General features: G+C 41.6%; 18 protein-coding genes. 11 read left to right on the top strand and 7 right to left on the bottom strand.

Features of this window, described 5'->3' with window-relative positions; genetic code table 11:
- Positions 1 to 118 precede the first annotated feature (118 nt).
- From AC1WMD_RS06990 to AC1WMD_RS06965, 6 genes are all read left to right on the top strand, one after another.
- Complete coding sequence (locus AC1WMD_RS06990) at positions 119 to 454, top strand: hypothetical protein (RefSeq protein ID WP_043904922.1); 336 nt, start codon at positions 119 to 121, stop codon at positions 452 to 454.
- Between the two features lie 561 nt (positions 455 to 1,015).
- Positions 1,016 to 1,456, top strand: a complete 441-nt coding sequence (locus AC1WMD_RS06985; protein WP_043904921.1) for a MarR family winged helix-turn-helix transcriptional regulator — start codon at positions 1,016 to 1,018, stop codon at positions 1,454 to 1,456.
- A gap of 4 nt (positions 1,457 to 1,460) precedes the next feature.
- On the top strand, positions 1,461 to 2,099 hold the full coding sequence (locus tag AC1WMD_RS06980) for an HlyD family secretion protein (RefSeq protein ID WP_043904920.1): 639 nt from the start codon (positions 1,461 to 1,463) through the stop codon (positions 2,097 to 2,099).
- A gap of 10 nt (positions 2,100 to 2,109) precedes the next feature.
- Positions 2,110 to 3,813, top strand: coding sequence for a DHA2 family efflux MFS transporter permease subunit (locus AC1WMD_RS06975; RefSeq protein ID WP_494256458.1), 1,704 nt, complete (start codon positions 2,110 to 2,112; stop codon positions 3,811 to 3,813).
- A gap of 59 nt (positions 3,814 to 3,872) precedes the next feature.
- Positions 3,873 to 6,014 carry a transglycosylase domain-containing protein gene (locus tag AC1WMD_RS06970; RefSeq protein ID WP_088124243.1) on the top strand — a complete coding sequence of 714 codons (2,142 nt, stop codon included), beginning with the start codon at positions 3,873 to 3,875 and terminating at the stop codon, positions 6,012 to 6,014.
- A 96-nt stretch (positions 6,015 to 6,110) separates the two neighbouring features.
- Positions 6,111 to 6,260 (top strand): YflJ family protein, encoded by a 150-nt coding sequence (locus AC1WMD_RS06965; RefSeq protein ID WP_088124162.1) that lies wholly within the window; start codon positions 6,111 to 6,113, stop codon positions 6,258 to 6,260.
- A 268-nt stretch (positions 6,261 to 6,528) separates the two neighbouring features.
- Here the strand turns inward: AC1WMD_RS06965 and AC1WMD_RS06960 are convergent, their stop codons facing one another.
- Both AC1WMD_RS06960 and AC1WMD_RS06955 read right to left on the bottom strand, forming a co-directional pair.
- The gene (locus tag AC1WMD_RS06960) at positions 6,529 to 6,684 is read right to left on the bottom strand and encodes a hypothetical protein (RefSeq protein ID WP_186003849.1); all 156 of its coding nucleotides are present in this window, start codon (positions 6,682 to 6,684) and stop codon (positions 6,529 to 6,531) included.
- Positions 6,685 to 6,898: 214 nt separating this feature from the next.
- Positions 6,899 to 8,104: a S8 family peptidase gene (locus AC1WMD_RS06955; RefSeq protein WP_043904918.1), complete on the bottom strand. Its 1,206-nt coding sequence runs from the start codon at positions 8,102 to 8,104 to the stop codon at positions 6,899 to 6,901.
- A gap of 535 nt (positions 8,105 to 8,639) precedes the next feature.
- On the opposite strand from AC1WMD_RS06955, the gene AC1WMD_RS06950 reads away from it, so the two are divergent.
- A complete protein-coding gene (locus AC1WMD_RS06950) occupies positions 8,640 to 8,909 on the top strand; it encodes a hypothetical protein (RefSeq protein WP_043904917.1) in 270 nt (89 codons plus the stop codon).
- A gap of 234 nt (positions 8,910 to 9,143) precedes the next feature.
- Positions 9,144 to 9,332, top strand: a complete 189-nt coding sequence (locus tag AC1WMD_RS06945) for an NETI motif-containing protein (RefSeq protein WP_088124161.1) — start codon at positions 9,144 to 9,146, stop codon at positions 9,330 to 9,332.
- Positions 9,333 to 9,362: 30 nt separating this feature from the next.
- Here AC1WMD_RS06945 and AC1WMD_RS06940 read toward each other — a convergent pair whose 3' ends face one another.
- Entirely contained in the window at positions 9,363 to 9,536 is a 174-nt protein-coding gene (locus AC1WMD_RS06940) for a hypothetical protein (RefSeq protein ID WP_186003848.1), read from the bottom strand.
- A 159-nt stretch (positions 9,537 to 9,695) separates the two neighbouring features.
- Here AC1WMD_RS06940 and AC1WMD_RS06935 point away from each other — a divergent pair, with 159 nt between their 5' ends.
- Complete coding sequence (locus tag AC1WMD_RS06935; protein ID WP_043904915.1) at positions 9,696 to 9,911, top strand: DUF6501 family protein; 216 nt, start codon at positions 9,696 to 9,698, stop codon at positions 9,909 to 9,911.
- Between the two features lie 117 nt (positions 9,912 to 10,028).
- On the opposite strand, the gene AC1WMD_RS06930 is transcribed toward AC1WMD_RS06935, so the two are convergent.
- From AC1WMD_RS06930 to AC1WMD_RS06915, 4 genes are all read right to left on the bottom strand, one after another.
- A complete protein-coding gene (locus tag AC1WMD_RS06930) occupies positions 10,029 to 11,240 on the bottom strand; it encodes an MFS transporter (RefSeq protein ID WP_043906577.1) in 1,212 nt (403 codons plus the stop codon).
- A 156-nt stretch (positions 11,241 to 11,396) separates the two neighbouring features.
- The gene (locus AC1WMD_RS06925) at positions 11,397 to 12,539 is read right to left on the bottom strand and encodes a Ger(x)C family spore germination protein (RefSeq protein ID WP_043904914.1); all 1,143 of its coding nucleotides are present in this window, start codon (positions 12,537 to 12,539) and stop codon (positions 11,397 to 11,399) included.
- On the bottom strand, positions 12,536 to 14,062 hold the full coding sequence (locus AC1WMD_RS06920; protein ID WP_494256457.1) for a spore germination protein: 1,527 nt from the start codon (positions 14,060 to 14,062) through the stop codon (positions 12,536 to 12,538). Before AC1WMD_RS06920 ends, AC1WMD_RS06925 begins: the two co-directional genes overlap by 4 nt.
- Positions 14,063 to 14,064: 2 nt before the next feature.
- Positions 14,065 to 15,150, bottom strand: a complete 1,086-nt coding sequence (locus AC1WMD_RS06915) for an endospore germination permease (RefSeq protein WP_043904912.1) — start codon at positions 15,148 to 15,150, stop codon at positions 14,065 to 14,067.
- 307 nt (positions 15,151 to 15,457) lie between these two features.
- Between AC1WMD_RS06915 and AC1WMD_RS06910 the strand changes: the two genes are divergently transcribed.
- Complete coding sequence (locus tag AC1WMD_RS06910; RefSeq protein WP_043904911.1) at positions 15,458 to 16,390, top strand: DMT family transporter; 933 nt, start codon at positions 15,458 to 15,460, stop codon at positions 16,388 to 16,390.
- Complete coding sequence (locus AC1WMD_RS06905) at positions 16,371 to 17,300, top strand: DMT family transporter (RefSeq protein WP_043904910.1); 930 nt, start codon at positions 16,371 to 16,373, stop codon at positions 17,298 to 17,300. The genes AC1WMD_RS06910 and AC1WMD_RS06905 overlap by 20 nt, the downstream gene beginning before the upstream one ends.
- Positions 17,301 to 17,302: the final 2 nt, after the last annotated feature.

The following is a 17,302-nucleotide window of genomic DNA, read 5'->3' as shown; positions in this document are numbered from 1 at the left end:
TATGAAGCAAGTGTTTCCATGCATGATCTTCCTTCTCTAAGGCACATTAATAAATGTTCGAAAAGAATTATTATCTTTTCGAGCGCATGGGAAATTCGAAAAGAGGAGTGTAAAGATCATGAATCGCTTACGTCTATTTAATTTTGGGCGTAATAGAGGAATTTGGAACCAATTGTTGCGTTTAACAGGACGCCGGAGCAATAACAACGCCATATGGACTATATTAAGTTTAGGCTTTGGAATTGCTGCGACAGCTGTTTTCAGCATGAGAAGAGGGCGCAATGCTCAGTATATGATGCCAAAACCGATTCAGCGTGCGATGCAAGGCATAAACAGCTTTATGAATCAACGAAAGAGAACGCCAAGCTTAGCGACTGTGGAATTTTCTGGAGAAATAGCAGAAAAGCCAAAAAACCCTCCAATTAATCATAGTCATTACCAACAACAAAAATAACTTGGCGCGGTCCGTCACTCTCCTGATATTCTCTTCGTGCGATCTCTTCTGTGCGGGCAGCAGTAAAATAGCCATGCTTTTTTATAGAAACTCTGCTGATCATCTAATGGGACTAAAACAGATAAAGTCAACATATTTGCCTTCCTTGGCAAACAAGGATTGGATGTTTAATGCGAAAGCGAAGATATACTTTCTCATCTGTCGCTTATCAAAAAGCTCTTCCCGCACGGAAGGGCTTTTTAATTTGCCACACTTTTTTCGTTGTGTTGTACTTTTTTATTTCGTATACATTTTCTTCATGTGTTGATGAAATCTCTTCTAAATGAGATAAACAAGAAGGTGGAGCAAGACTTCGGCCTTCTAAACAATATCTAACGAATTATTCCCCCGACATTTTACCGACATTTCCCCCATAAAGAATATATCTTGTGATTTTTGTTCTAGACACAATTTGATTCATTGGATTTTTGTATATTGTCATGTTATAATCATAATTCGAATAGAAATAGTTCGTATTAAAACTATTTCTATTAAATATTATATAGTGAGGAGGGGGGATCAATGGAAGGTATTCAAAGAGAAATTATGTATTCGGTTTTCCGAATGCAAAAGGCGTTATACCGGCTTGTCCGCGAAGATGCGGCGCGGGTAGGAATTACGGAAGTGCAGTTAATGATTCTTTACACGTTATGGAAAAAAGAAAATATCCGGCTGAACGATTTGGCGGAAAAATTAAATTTAAGCAACAGCAATGTCAGCGGTACGGTCGACCGTCTTGTTAATGCTGGTCTAGTTGTTCGCGAAATTTCAAAACATGACCGCCGCGCAGTCATATTAAGTTTGACGGATAAAGGAAGAGAAACGATTAAAAAGGCATTTAATCACGAATCCGTGTTAATACAACGATTAAAAAGAATCGAGCAAGCCTTTAATGAGGAAGAGATTTTACAATATTTATCCATCCAGCGAAAAATGAAAGACATTTTATTGGGGGAGGAGTAACAACGTGAACGCAAAACGCTTAATTATATTAAATATTATCGTTCTTATATTGCTTGTAGGCGGCGGTTTTGCTGCTTATTATTATGTCAATGAAGCAACCAACTACATTAAAACGGACAACGCCCGTATCGACGGCCAGGCGATTACGATTGCTGCGCCATTTTCCGGAAAGCTGGCTTCCTGGTCCGGAAGCGTTGGAAAAACGTTTAACAGCGGCGATAAAATTGGTGAAGTATCCGACGGCGAGCATAATATTCCGGTAACTGTTCCGCATCATATGACGATCGCCCAGCAAAATGCGGTGGAAAATTCGTTCGTCGCAGCCGGCATGGCGTTGGCGCGCGGCTATGATCTGGATGATTTATGGGTAACGGCCAACATTGAAGAAACGGATATTGAAGATGTCAAAGTAGGCCAAGATGTCGATATTTACGTGGATGCATACCCGGATCGCAAGTTTAGCGGAAAAGTAGAGAAACTTGGATATGCGACGGCCAACACATTCAGCCTGCTTCCAAGTTCAAATGCGACCGGGAACTATACGAAAGTGACGCAAGTAATTCCAGTGACGATTTCCATTGACAATTACAACGGGGCGGGATTAGTACCAGGAATGAACGTCACCGTTCGCATTCATAAGTAGGTGATGGCCTATGTCAATGTTTTTAACTGGCTATATTATCTTTTCCATCCTCGTTCTTACCGTGCTGAATATTGTGCTAAGAAGACGAAAAAACGTCCCCGTCCCGTCTAGTCTGGGACGAGCGGAGATGGCACATGCACATGGCATGACGGCAGATAGCGGAGAAAAGCCGCTGAAGACAGCAGCGACATCGGGACAACAAACAACGTTGGAAAATATTAGTGGTAATCGTGCTAAAATAGTAGCCACGATCATGCTTGGAGCGTTTGTCGCGATTTTGAACCAAACGCTCATTAATGTCGCGCTGCCGCATATGATGCATGATTTCAATGTGGAAACGTCAACGATTCAATGGCTTGTGACAGGGTACATGCTCGTTAACGGCGTGCTGATTCCGATCAGCCCGTTTTTAATTGCCAAATTTCCAACAAAAAAACTGTTTTTATCAGGGATGTCGCTTTTTGCGATCGGAGCGTTTATTTGTTCGATTGCTCCATCTTTTTCCGTTATCTTGACCGGCCGTTTGATCCAAGCGGTAGGGGCGGGAATTATTATGCAGTTGATGATGGTCATTATGCTAACTATTTTTCCGCCGGAAAAACGCGGGGTAGCGATGGGAACTGTCGGGATTGCGATAATGTTCGCGCCGGCGGTCGGTCCGACATTATCGGGATGGATCGTGGAACATTACACGTGGCGTCTTTTGTTCTATGTCGTATTACCGATTGCGATTGTGGATATTGTGCTCGCGTTTCTTTGGTTAAAAAATACACCGAAAACAGGAAATCCGCTTTTGGACTGGCGCGGCGCAGTTTATTCAACGATCGGCTTTGGCGGCGTGCTTTACGGATTCAGCGAAGCCGGAAGCAACGGCTGGGGACAGACGAATGTAATAGTGTCCATTATCATTGGTGTCATATTCTTGATTTTATTTACATGGCGTTCGTTAACGGTGGAAAATCCAATTTTGAATTTCCGTGTGTTTAAATATAATGTATTTACTTTGTCCACCATCATCGGCTGCGTCATTAACATGGCCCTGTTTGCCGCGATGGTGCTGCTTCCGGTCTATTTGCAAAACCTGCGTGGCTTTACGCCGCTTGACGCCGGTTTGCTGCTCTTGCCTGGCGCGATCGTGATGGCGATTATGTCGCCGATTTCCGGTTGGATTTTTGACCGCATCGGCGCGCGCATGCTCGCGATTGTCGGTTTAGTTATTACGGTCGTGACAACATGGGAGTTCAGCAAGCTGACGATGGATACGCCATACAGCCATATTTTGGTACTTTACATTTTCCGCATGTTCGGCATGTCGATGTTGGGGATGCCGATTATGACGGAAGGGCTAAACGCATTGCCGCGTCATTTATACAGTCACGGAACGGCAATGGCGAACACGTTGCGGCAAGTAGCGGCATCATTGGGAACGGCTTTCCTCGTTACCGTCATGTCTAACCGTGCGAAGTTTCATGCGGAAAATTACCGGAACGAGATGACAGAAAACAATCCGTTCTTCATGGATATTGTCGCGCAGTTAAAACATGCGATTCCTAGCGATGAAGCAGTCGCGCAGCTTTTATATGGCATCGTACAGCAGCATTCTGCTGTCGAGGGGATTAACGACGCGTTTTTTGTCGCGACCGGACTTGCTGTGTTGGCGCTCATTTTATCGTTCTTCTTAAAAGGAAAAAAGAAAAATGCTCCATCAGCATGATGGAACGCTGGCGCAAATGGCCGCATCTCGGCCATTTGCGCTATTTTTTTCGATGGACGATGTACGGAAAAAGGCGTGTTGCTTCGAATTGTATAACGTTGATAGAGCAAGGGGGGATTTCGTTGGAACAAAGCCGATGGCAAAAAAGAAAAAACAAGCGAAAAACGTATTGGAAAATAGGGGGGATTATTTTAGCGCTCTTTCTTATTGGCAGCTACATGGCCGTTCAATCGTATATTGCAACTAGGGATATTAGGGAACTTGATCATCCGCTGCCTGCTCCAACTATTATTTATGATCAAAATGGTCGCGTTGCAAGCAAAATTTCTTCATCCAAGATGGAAGCCGTATCCATAGAGCACATTCCAAACCACTTTTTAGAAGCGGTCGTTGCCACGGAAGACCGCCGTTTTTATGATCATGAAGGAATTGATTATTTCGGCATTTTACGGGCTCTCATCCGCAATATGAAAGCTGGAGAATGGGTGGAAGGCGGAAGCACCATTACACAGCAGTTAGCGAAAAACGTCTTTTTAACGAACGAAAAAACATTGCGGCGCAAATGGGAAGAATGGTTTATCGCGAAAAAAATCGAGCGAACGTATTCGAAAAAAGAAATTTTAGAAATGTACGTCAACCGCGTTTACTTCGGCGAAGGAGCATGGGGAGTGCAAAGCGCTGCGAAAACGTACTTTGGTAAAGACGTTTCTAAATTAACCGTCAGCGAAGCGGCGTTGCTTGCCGGGCTGATTAAAGCCCCGTCCGCTTTATCGCCAGTCAGCCATTATGAAAAAGCGATTGCCAGAAGAAATGTTGTACTTCAGCTGATGAAGGAACAAGGCTATATCGATGAGCAAACATTTTTGCGCGCCAAAAACGAAAAAATAGTGGTTCAAAAAGAAAAAAAACCAGACCGATACAAGGGTAAATATCCGTATTATGTGGATCAGTTGATCGAAGAGGCGATCGCGCGCTACCATATTACGCAAAATGAAGTACTTTCTGGGGGGCTACATATTTATACAGAGTTGAATCCCCGCATGCAGGAAGGGTTAGAAACGGTTTATCAAAACGACGCATTATTCCCAAAAGGAACGGACGATCGGCTTGTCCAAAGCGGTGCGGTGCTTCTTGATCCGAAAACAGGCGGGATCAAGGCGTTAATTGGCGGACGCGGCGAGCATGTATTCCGCGGATTTAACCGGGCGACACAACTAAAACGCCAGCCGGGGTCGACGATGAAGCCGCTCGCTGTGTATACGCCGGCGTTAGAACAAGGGTACCATATATTTGACGAATTAAAAGATGAGCCGGTCGAGTTTAACGGCTATCGCCCGGAAAACTATGATCATACGTACCGCGGAAGCGTTACGATGTATGAGGCGGTTATTCATTCGTTGAACGTTCCGGCTGTATGGCTTTTGAATGAAATTGGCGTAGAAAAAGGAATTGATGCGTTACAACGTTTTGGGATTCCTTTGGACAAAGAAGATCATTCTTTAGGAATCGCATTAGGCGGAATGCAGCAGGGCGTGTCCCCATTGCAAATGGCCGAAGCGTATTCCGTGTTTCCGAATGACGGCGTGCGAACAGACGCGCACATTATCACGAAAATCGTCGACCAAAACGGCAACGAAATCGCGAAATGGAAACAACATGATGTGCGTGTCACATCAAAAGAAGTGGCGCAAAAAATAACATTTATGCTCGAAGGGGTCGTAAAAGAAGGAACAGGAAAACTCGCGCGCATTCCTGGAAGGGCGTTAGCGGGAAAAACAGGCTCGACCCAAGTTCCGTTAGACGGAGTAAATGGGGTAAAAGATCAGTGGATGGTTGGCTATACTCCTCAGCTTGTCGGAGCTGTCTGGCTTGGATATGATCATACCGATGAGCGCCATTATTTACAAACGACAAGCAGCCAAACGGTCGCCGTTATTTTCCGTGAAATCATGGAAAAAGCACTCGAAGGCACGCCAGCGCAATCATTCGCCTACCCAGCTTTAAAGAAAGAACAGAAACAATGGCAACAATGGCATAAACAACAAAAAGAAGAGGAAGAAAAACGAGAGAAAGAAGAAAAATGGGAACATGAACACGGCCCGAAAGAAAAAAGAGAGAAGGAAAAACGGCCGCACCACTGGCATGACAAACATGAAAAGAAACAAAAAGAAAAAGGAAAAGGTCATAAACATGATGATTAAAACCGGATTGGCGTCATTGCCAATCCGGTTTTTTCGTTCTTATTTTTTTGTTTCCGTCGTATATATTAGACAGGCAACAGAAAAAGGGGGATGTCTATGGCTTATTTCGGTTCCAAAGGTTGGCTCGTCCAACAGTTGAAAGAGGCAGGAATTCGCCGCCATCCGGCGGAAAGAAAAAAATTAGAAACATATAAAACAGCTGTTTTATATGGGCTGTACCAAAAATATGTAAAGCAAAATCGATAGCCGAACGACGCAATCGTTCGGTTTGTTTTTTGTGTTGAAATAGGTAATGTAAACACAAAAGCGCAACACACTTGTTCCATCAAGGGGTTACGCTTTATTTTTTAGCATTTGACCACATTTTGACCACATTCTTTAACTTCGTGAAGTTTTCAATGCCAGGAAATAAAAGATGCTCGTTGACGTGCCAACCCTGAAAACTGGGTGGCTTGCTTCCCGTGGCCAGATTATGATTTTCCGTTTTAAGGAAACACAAGAGTAATTATGTTTACTAAGAATTGCATTCATTTTTTTCAGGGGAATCAGGACTTTTAAGTTCCATTTCAGCAATGTATCTCGGTTTTCTTGATACTACCACTAAAGAAATAATGAAGCTAATCCCTAAGATAGATGATAATGTCCATGCGAAAAGTTCAATTGGTGCCATTACCTGATGTCCTCCTTTTTTGGTGTTATGTAAAAGATATGCCGACATGTTCGTCCATGTGCCTACGGGGATAAACTAATTCACAATTCCAAGAATATGTCGTAATTTTTCCAAAAGATTGAATGAAGAAACCGTGCCCTTGGCATTGGACACGGTGTCGTTATTTAATAATGAAATTTTTTAAATTCTATGTTTTCGTTTAGTCAACTAATATTTAATATGTTACAGCACTATAAGAATTGATTCTTCCATATTTGAAGTATGTTCCAGATCCGGAGATTTTATCTGCTGTTTGCTCGATGGCTTGACGAATTTCTACGTTATTCCGTCCTTGACTCGCTAATAAGGCTGCAAGACCAGCTACATGAGGGGATGCCATGGAAGTTCCCGACATATAGGCATATCGGTTACGAGTAATAGTTGAGGCAATGTCTACACCTGGAGCTACGACATCTACCCATGTTCCATAGTTAGAGAATGATGCTAATCGATCATATTGATCTACTGCACCAACTGCAATTACATTTTCATAAGAAGCCGGTTCAAATGTTGTAGAGACTCCATCATTTCCGGCTGCGGCAACTAATACAGATCCCTTATTCCATGCATAGTTTACAGCATTCTCTAATGTTGTTGTATGACAATCACAACCGAGTGACAGGTTAATGACTTCAGCACCTGAATCAGCAGAATAAACGATTGCATCGGCAATATCACTTAGAGTACCACTGCCATTTCGATCTAAAGCACGCACAGCCAAAATCGTTGTGTATGGGGCCATGCCGGCAATACCTGTGGCATTATTTGTTTCAGCAGCTGCTATTCCAGCTACATGCGTACCATGATTATTTAAATCCATTGGGTCGTAATCATTATCTACGAAATCATATCCTTTAATGACTTTTCCATCTAAATCAGGATGTTTATAATCTACACCCGTATCAATAACAGCAATCTCTTGACTGCTACTACCTCTTGTAACATCCCAAGCATAATCGGTATACGTATTTTGCGGACCATATTGATAACTCTGATAGTACGTATCATTTGGTGTCCAAGTTGCATTAAATAAGTAGTTTGGCTCCGCGTATTCTACTAACGGGTTATTATTTAATGCTTTCACAACAGCTTCTACATTTCCTACTTTTAGTACATGAAATTTGGATTTGACTGGATCATTATCTGGAACCACCGTTGCCCCAACTCCTTTTAATACCTTTGCCTTTTCTTCAGCATTTACTTGATCTTTAAATTGAACAATGACTTCTCCTGGGACATATGCTCCTTTTCCATGAGACACTTTAATTTCGGAAACGGTTTTTGGGGGTTCTGCCTCATCATTAGGGGCTGCTTCTACAAGGAATGGAAAAAATAACATAGAAACAGCAAAGGATAAACTAACAATTTTTTTAAACTTCATAGAAATATTCCCCCTTTAAATAAAATTATGGTATTACTTTTACGTTGAAGAAGGGGGAAGAATGAAAATTTTTTTCTCAAAAATCTCGACATTTATATACTAATATAACATAATTTTTTGTAAAATAATGGTATTTTATTAGGGATTCTTAGCTATTTTATTCGTAAGTAATATGCTAAAACATTGCTGATGCGCTTCCCATCAAAGACGAGGGATCGTTTAAAAAAATGCTCTTAAAATACCCATTTTTTAACGAGTAGCTACTCGCTTTGAGTAGTCTCTTTTTTGTTCATCATAAAAGAGGAAGGCGGAGCAAGACTCCGGCCTTCTGAATAAGTTTTATCTAACAAATTATTTCCCGACATTTTACCCACATTTTACCCACCAAAAATACATCTAACATGATATGTTGTGATTTTTAGTTTTTAAAGAAATGTTGATATATCAATATTTTAGGCATATTTTTATTCATTTTGATTTTTGTGTATTGTTCGGATGTAATCATAAACAAAGAAATCAAATAAGGGGAATCATAATGATAACCATCAACATAGACGAAAAACAAATAGAAAAACTGTTCTTGGATGAACTCAAAAAACGGCTCGATCAGTTAGAACATCGCCACACGTTTTGGGATATGAAAGAGCTTTGTCGTCAAACATGCATGAGCGAGAACAACATCAAAGAAAAGTTCTTTTACGATCCGCGTTTTCCAAAGTACAAAATCGGCGGCAAGTGGTACTTTCCAGCAAAAGAATGTGAAGAGTTCTTACTCACATGGATCAAGGAGCAACCAACAGTTTAAAGAAGTGAAAGAAGATGATGTTTATAAAAAAAGAAGGCGAAGTAAGGCTCCTGCATTCTTGACCACGTGACCACCGAATTGACCACAAATACTACAAAAAATAATAAAGATGTATGGTTTTGTGCAATAATTGAGTTAGCTAATTGCTTGAATTTAGCGCGAAATAAATGAATCTGTAAAAATGCGAAAGTCGTTAATCAAATAGGTAACATAAAAGTGAGGAGGGTGATGGCTATGAAAAAAAGATTTATCGTCGAAGAACATGAAACGATTGACGAATGTCTGGAGCGTATAAAAGCAGAAGGATATCGTCCCATTCGCCGTATTGAACAGCCGATTTTCCGTGAAGTGAAGAAAAATGGGGAAATGATCATTGAACCGTGCGGAAGAACGATAACGTTCGAAGCGGTCCGTAACGAATAAACCAGAATCCCCTTATAAAGGGTATTCTGGTTACTCTTCTAATTCCCGTATTTTTTTCGCTTCATCATGATTCCCGGTCGGATTGCCGCTTGATGCTTCGTATCCGACTCGATATACGTAGTTTTTTGGCGCGTTGATTACATTATCCATGTTGTATTGCTCTAAATCTTGTTGGAATTGACGTTTGCTCGGGTGTTTTTCCATCGTGTCTCCTCCCTTATTTTCAAAACTTCTATTTATAGCATGCCCAACAGCACTCCCTTTCATCAAAATTGTGAATGACCATTCCTTTGATATTGCAGCCAAAGCGAAATATCGCTAAAATGGGAATAGTAATGAATGACAAAAAAAGGGGAGTCGAACATGATTCATCATACTTGGTTAAAACGCCCAACGTTGAAAAAAGTGAAATGTGTACATACAAATGCGGAAAAATACATCGTTAATCATGTGTTAACACCTGGAAAAACGTATGAAGTAAAAAATGAAACTGAAGAATTTTATTTTGTCATTGACAACACCGGGAAAATCGGCGGGTTTTATAAAGACTATTTCGAGGAAGTACAAGAGGCGAAGTAAGAGAAGTTTAGGGCAAGTTCAGCCTAACATGTTCTACAAGTAAAATAATCATTGCTCGGTGAATGCAGCAAACCAATGAAGGCTGTCTTCGTTTCTTACGGAAGACAGCCTTTTTGCCTATTGGGAAGCGAACGATTTTTCTTTCGGCAACCACCATGTGAGTACCCCAAGCAGCGGAAGGAAGCTGCACAATATCATAAGGACATTTAAATTATACAAATCAGCAATTTTTCCAAGAACAACGGCCCCAAGCGCTCCCATCCCAAACGCAAGGCCAACGATCAGCCCCGACGCCATGCCGACATTTCCGGGAAGCAATTCTTGGGCATACACGACAAATGTGGAAAAACTTAATGATAAAATAAAACCGGCAAGAAAAACGACAGGCAGTACCCATGCAAGTGGAAGGTACGGAAGCATGAGGGCAAACGGTGCCGTACCGAGCGTCGAAAACAACATCAAATTTCGTTTACCGAATCGATCCGCTAGTGGCCCGCCTACAAATGTCCCGATGGCTCCGGCGATCATAAATACAAACAAATAAATCTGTGCTTCTTGAATCGGCACGTGATAGTGCTTCATCAAATAAAATTGATAATAGTTGGAAATGCCGGCGGAGTACCATGACCGCGCAAACACTAAAAAGATTAATAGTATTAAGGCGAAGATGATATTTCGTTGGTTTTTGACACCGCCTTTTCCTGCCTTGGTTTGTTTCTGAACCGTTCCGTATTCTTTAAGACGGAGCGAATACCATCGTGACACGCGAAACAAAAGGACGATGCCAAAAGCAGCAATCACGGTGAACCAAGCCGCGCCTTTTTGCCCAAACGGAACAAAAATCAGTGCTGTAAATAGCGGGGCAAGGGCATTTCCCGTATTTCCGCCCACTTGATAAATGGATTGGGCAAATCCTCTTTTTGCCCCTGCAGCAAAATATACAACGCGCGACCCTTCCGGATGGAAAATTGCTGAGCCGAACCCTACAAACAAGACGGATAATAACACAAAGAAAAAATGCGGCGCAAACGCGAGCCCTACCATACCAAGCAAGCTCGCCGCCATTCCGAGCGGAAGAAAGTAAGGCGAGGGGGTTCGGTCCGTAAAAAAGCCAACAACCGGCTGCATCACCGAAGAAGTCATATTTAAGGTAAAAGCGATCCATCCAATTTGGGTATACGTTAAATTCATGGATGTTTCTAAAATCGGAAACAACGCCGGAACAACCGCTTGCATCGAGTCATTTAATAGATGTCCCACGCTGATGGCGATTAAAATGGGATATACGGTTCCTTGCATCCTCGCGACACGTTGGACGTTTACTTGCATTTCTCCATCCCCCTTGTTATTTTCAAAAAAAATCCCCTCCGCTGAAAGCGAAGGGAGCCATTTATTCTTTATTCCATTATAACCCATTTGGCGATGGTTGCAATAAAAAAGGTTTTTTACAAACAGCATATGTTTCACGTTCTAACCTAGTTTGTTTTATCTAAATTTCTGTTTCCCAAATGTATCAATGGAAATTTTAACTTTAATCTTTTTTAAATTTTCATCTGTTAATGGAATCTTTCCGTTTTCGGAAAATTTCTTCCAATCTTCTGGTTTTTTGCGATACATCGCTTCCGAGAGATTAAGGATATCTATATCGTATTTTAGCCCCAACTTGTAGAGGCTTCTTATTTCATCTTCCACTGTCTTTTGCGCCAAGCGAACTAATTGTTGTTCCGTTAATTTTTCCCTTAACTCAAGCACACTTCCATTGGCGGATACCTTGATGTTAAATACAGGAGTATTTCCTTTGATTTGGTAGGAAATGTTTGACTTCGGTTGAAGAACAACGACCGATGCAACGACTTTGTCTCCTTTTTTGACATAAACGGGAGTTCTGCTTATTCCTTTTTCCATCCATCTGATTCCCCGCAACTTAGAGCGATCAAAACATTTTTGAAGTTCATAATCGTCAACAAAGCACACTCCTTTTAAATTTAACATCGGTTTTTCTTTTTTATCTTCCTCCCAATTGCGCGTAGTAATGTTGAGATAAGGAAGTCGCACTGTTGTTGAAGCTTCATTGGTATCAGCTACAAAGCGATGTAAGCGAATCGGCCGAATAAATGAACTTTGCTGAAAAATCTCTTCAGGGTTAGATAATAAAGAATAGTAAGGGGATGAATGCAAAACTGGTGCAGCCCCAAAAAAAAGTTTTGTTAACGGTTCGTCTGTCGCATAAATCCATAGTGTAGGCCTAATTTCGTTATATCGGTCTAAAATGTCTAAAACGTCTTTTAATACTATTTTCTTCAGTGCTCTTTTCGTAAACACGATACTTTTCACATGCGCCCATGATACCATTCGTTGAATAGAATGATACAGATTGTCGGTTGCGATATTAAACGTTTCGCCTTTGGCTTTTCCAACGGCAATGCCTGATTTTTCTCCGGCACCTCCGCTCTCGACTTTCGCTAATCCGGTGAAGCTAGTGAACGCCACATAAACGATAAACCGATTATCCTTATAATCAACACCGATTGTACTGACATAAATCAGATGATCAATATTTTGCGCTCCCCAGCATCCTGTTAACAAAAATATAGAGATCATAAAGGGAAAGGCGATTTTGCATTTCAATTCGCTTCCCCCCTTGGTGTATCGTCCTGCGGTTTTACCAAACCGGCTCTCTTTTTGAATATTTTCCAACCATTCGGGATTAAGACTTTGAAAATATCCCTGGTTGGAGGAGAGAGCGGAGTGAGATAAGGTATTCCAAATATTGTTAAATTTGCTGTATATGTTAAAAGTATAAATAAAGAAGCGATAAATCCAAATAACCCTAGTACAGAAGAAGCGGCTAAGACAATAAAACGCAATAACGTCACGGTTCCTGCTAAGTTTTGATTGACTAATGTAAACGATGCGATAACGGAAGTGGCCGCAACAACAAGGCTTCCCGGTGTGAATAAGCCAGCGTTGACAGCCGATTGCCCAATAATTAATCCGCCGACAACCGATAACGTTTGACCAATCGCTAACGGCAAGCGCATGCCCGCTTCTTTAAAGATTTCGAACAAACCCACCATGATAAACATTTCTAGTGGAACGGACAACGGCACTCCTTGCCTGGAAAGCACAACCGTTCCTAAGAGAGTGAATGGTATTTCTCCTGGATGAAACGATAATAAGGCGGTCCAAAATCCGGGTAAATAAATAGCCGCGGAAATTCCCATGAAGCGAAGGATTCTCTGAAAAATAACAAAGATAGGTGTTGTAACGTTATCTTCCGATGTATTCAGTAAAAACAATAAGTTTCCCGGACCAATAATGACGGTAGGAGCACCGTCTAGCAAGATGACAAATCTTCCATTTAATAAACAATTGGCTGCAAAATCCGGCCGTCCTGTGTAGGCAAACAACGGAAACAGCGAGAACCGTTTGTCGCCAATCATCTCTTCCAATTGATTGGTGCTCATCAGGGAATCAACATTTAACTGTAAAATTCTTTTTTTCACCTCATTAATCATTTCGCGGTTCGCTATGTCCTCGATGTACATTAATCCGACTTTTGTTTGGCTTCTTGTTCCGACGATAAATTGTTCATAACAGAGCTTATGGGATTTAATTCGCTTGCGGATGAGCGCGACGTTTTTTGAAATTTCCTCAATAAAACCGTCTTTCGCACCACGAATCGACACTTCCGTGTTGGGCTCTTCCGGGGTGCGCATCGGCGGATTGGCAAGCGTAAGGGAATATAAAACATCCGCTTCTTGAAAGTAGACTAATAAATCACCGTTAAAGAGAAGATAGTTCATATCATCAATCAGCACTTCTTTTCCAAGCAGCTCCATTGGCATTAGTTTGTTTGCTTCAATTTCCTCCACCGTTTGGCAAGGATATTCACGGCACATTTCGCGAAACATTGGAAATATGACCTGTTTCATCTGCTGAGTGTCACACAGCTCCTCGCAATAGACAAACACTAAGGTAAGCGTGCCGCTTGCGGTTTTTGCCGGTTGAATCGTCGAGGTAAGAATCGCGATATCTTTACAGTTCGAAAAATGATCCCGCAAAGTTTGCTCGGAAATGATAAGCTTTTCCTGTCCGCTATGATCATTTCGATTATTTCTGACTTGTGGCGCTCTTGAAGGAATTTGCATGATTAAGCTCTCCTCTTTTTGAAATATGAAATGAGTGCCAATATCCCAATAAACAAAGAGAGAGATAAAATGGATAGTAGCGAAAGCGGTAAAACAAATTGATATAGCAAATCTAAAAATTTATCGTCGCTGATCGGAATCCATGATAATAAAAAAATGGTGATATAAATAATGATCAAAATCCATAATCGTGCTTTTTTATCCGTTACATGAAATAGCTCTGGTATGAGCGCAGTAGCTAGGGAAATTCGGATAAACGCTCCAGACATCCACTGATAAACAGCAAGAAAATCAAGATATTCAATGTACGTTCCTAAGCTGATTAATCGCCATTCGTCAAAGGCCGGGTAACGTAAATTCGCTGCTTCTTTCGGGCCATATTCAATAATCGCACCAATTGTTGGACCAATGCTTAAGCTTGCGACGAGAACACTAATGATTAACAGCGCTTTAAAAGAAAAGCGAGCTTGAAGATGATGTTGCATGAATAAAATAAGAAAAATTTCCACATATCCGGCGCCGGCATAGATCATCCCTTTGAAAACAGGAGTAAAGCCATTCTCCATGATCGGCTTTAACAATGAATAATCTTTATGCGGTGTAGTTGCGATCGCAACTAAAATTCCAAAAATAGTGACAAATGGTAAAAGAATGACCGCTGTCTTTGCGATGGACGTTATGCCATAATATGCGTTATAAAAGCACATCACGGTTAAGGTTAACAAAATGACCCAATCGGGTGTACGCGTTAAGTAGGTAGTAGTAGTAAACGTAACCGTGTCGTTGAGTGTAACATAGCCGATAACCAGTAATAATAGACTTCCAACAATAGCCACGAAATATGCAAAGGCATGATTAAATTCTGTTTTTAACCATAAGAATAAATTCATTTGATTGGATTGCTTCATGACAACATACAAAAGCGGAAGCCATAATGGCAATGCAACAAGGGTCATGATTGCTGAAATCCACGCATCACGACCGGCTGCGTCTAATAGCAACGGGATCACAATGACATGATTCATTAGCCCGATGGATAACATAAACACACAAACGAGTTGAACTGTATTTAACCGAGTATTATTCACAGCGGACACCTTTCTTTAGGTGAATGACTAATCATGTCACTATTTTTTCCAAAGGCGGCATACCTATTCTTTTTCGTAACATACATAATAATGTGAAAAATATTAATGTGTATTTGGTGATTATTTGATACAATGAAACAAAATGGAATGATATAGAGAAAAGGGTGGGAGCGATGAGAATGTATTTCGATTTGTTTGAAAACGATCAACCTGCTGTTCGCTTTTAAGACGGGGGGAGCAGCTAATAATCGCGCCTCGTCTTAGGGAAGATGGTTTTTTAATCCCTATGAGACGGAGGTTTGTTTCTATGAAAAATACATTTTTCGGCGCGTTCTATTTATCGCTAGCAGCCAGCATTTGGGGCGGAATGTACGTCGTCAGCAAATATGTCCTCGATTTCGTTCCGCCGTTTACGTTAGTGTGGCTTCGTTATGTCATCGCGTTCATTGTTTTATTTGGGATATTAAAAGCCCATCAATATAAAACAAAAACGAGCATATCCATTCGAAAACAAGATTGGCTTTTGCTAGGGTGGATCGGTTTTATCGGTTATTTTGTTTCGATATCATTGCAATTTATCGGCACCAAATTATCCGATGCGCATACAGGGGCTTTAATCACGTCGGCAACTCCGGCGTTTATTGTCTTGTTCGCAAGATTTGTCCTAAACGAGTCAGTCACCTTGAGGAAAGCTTTTGCACTTTTGCTGGCTACCATCGGGGTTGTCATCGTCATCGGTTTGGACAATAGCGGGGGACAATCATTTTGGGGAAATATGATGTTAGTTGGGGCGGCGCTGACATGGGCGCTTTTATCGGTCTATGTGAAAGTGGCATCGAGCCGTTTTTCCATCTTAACCATTACGACTTATGCGATCTTTTTTGCATTGATATTTACAACCCCCGTCATGATTTGGGAGTTGCAAATACAAGAAATCTTCCTTCCGAGCACGCCGGTCATATTGGGGATCCTTTACCTCGGCGTTGTTTCAACCGCGGGGGCGTTTTTTCTTTGGAATAAAGGAATGGAAATGATGGATGCTGGGATTGGCTCGTTATTTTTCTTTTTTCAACCGCTTGTCGGCGCTGTGTTTGGCTTTTTGTTTTTACATGAACAGATAACCGTTTCGTTTTATTTAGGTGGGTTGCTGATTATCATAGGGGTGTTTATTGCCGTTATGCCTCCTATCCATCAACATCAGTCAAAAGAAGGAGAGAATCATGCTCGCACAAGTCTCTAATCGAATAAAAGGACTAATGATGGTTATCACCGGTGCAACGCTTTGGGGATTATCAGGAACAGCGGCGCAAGTGTTATTTCAGGAAAAGCAAATAACCGCAGAATGGCTTGTCGTGGTGCGAATGATAATGGCGGGAAGTGCGTTGCTATTGTTTGCGGCATGCAAACGGATGGCGGTATTGTCGATCTGGGCCAACATCAAAAGCATCGTAAGCTTACTATTGTTTGGGCTTTTCGGCATGCTTGGAGTACAATATACATACTTTGCATCGATCGCCACAGGCAATGCCGCTACGGCGACATTATTGCAATATTTAGCTCCTGTCTATATCGTGTTATACGTCATGGTGGCTCAAAAGCATCGTCCGACGAAAGAAGTGGCGCTTGCAATTGTATTGGCTCTTTTAGGGACTTTCCTATTAATTACAAACGGTTCAACCGGGGAATTAAAAGTGCCATTTATATCTGTCGTTTGGGGAGTTCTTTCTGGTGTTGCCTTAGCATTTTATACGTTATCTTCGGCACAGATGCTGAAAAAGTGGCACTCCATCATCGTTGTCGGCTGGGGAATGGTCATCGGCGGGGGAGGCATGTGTTTCGTTTTTCCACCTTTTCCTCTGCCGGAGGTGCGCTGGGATGTGGAGACATGGCTGCTTATCGTGTTTGTCGTTGTATTCGGCACTTTATTTGCGTTTTTATTATTTATCGAAAGCATCCGCTACTTATCGCCGACGGAATCAAGCTTGCTATCTAGCGTAGAGCCGCTATCAGCCGTAGTAGCCTCGATTGCTTTTTTGCATGTCCCGTTCGGTCTGTTTCAAGCCGTTGGTGCTGTTTGCATTATGGTGACTGTTCTCTTGTTATCTCAGAAAAAAGAGAAACAACCCTCAAACTCGACATCTATGTCATAAGA

Source organism: Parageobacillus sp. NEAU-HV-2, from assembly GCF_059115485.1.
This window is presented reverse-complemented; position numbering and strand designations above follow the sequence as displayed.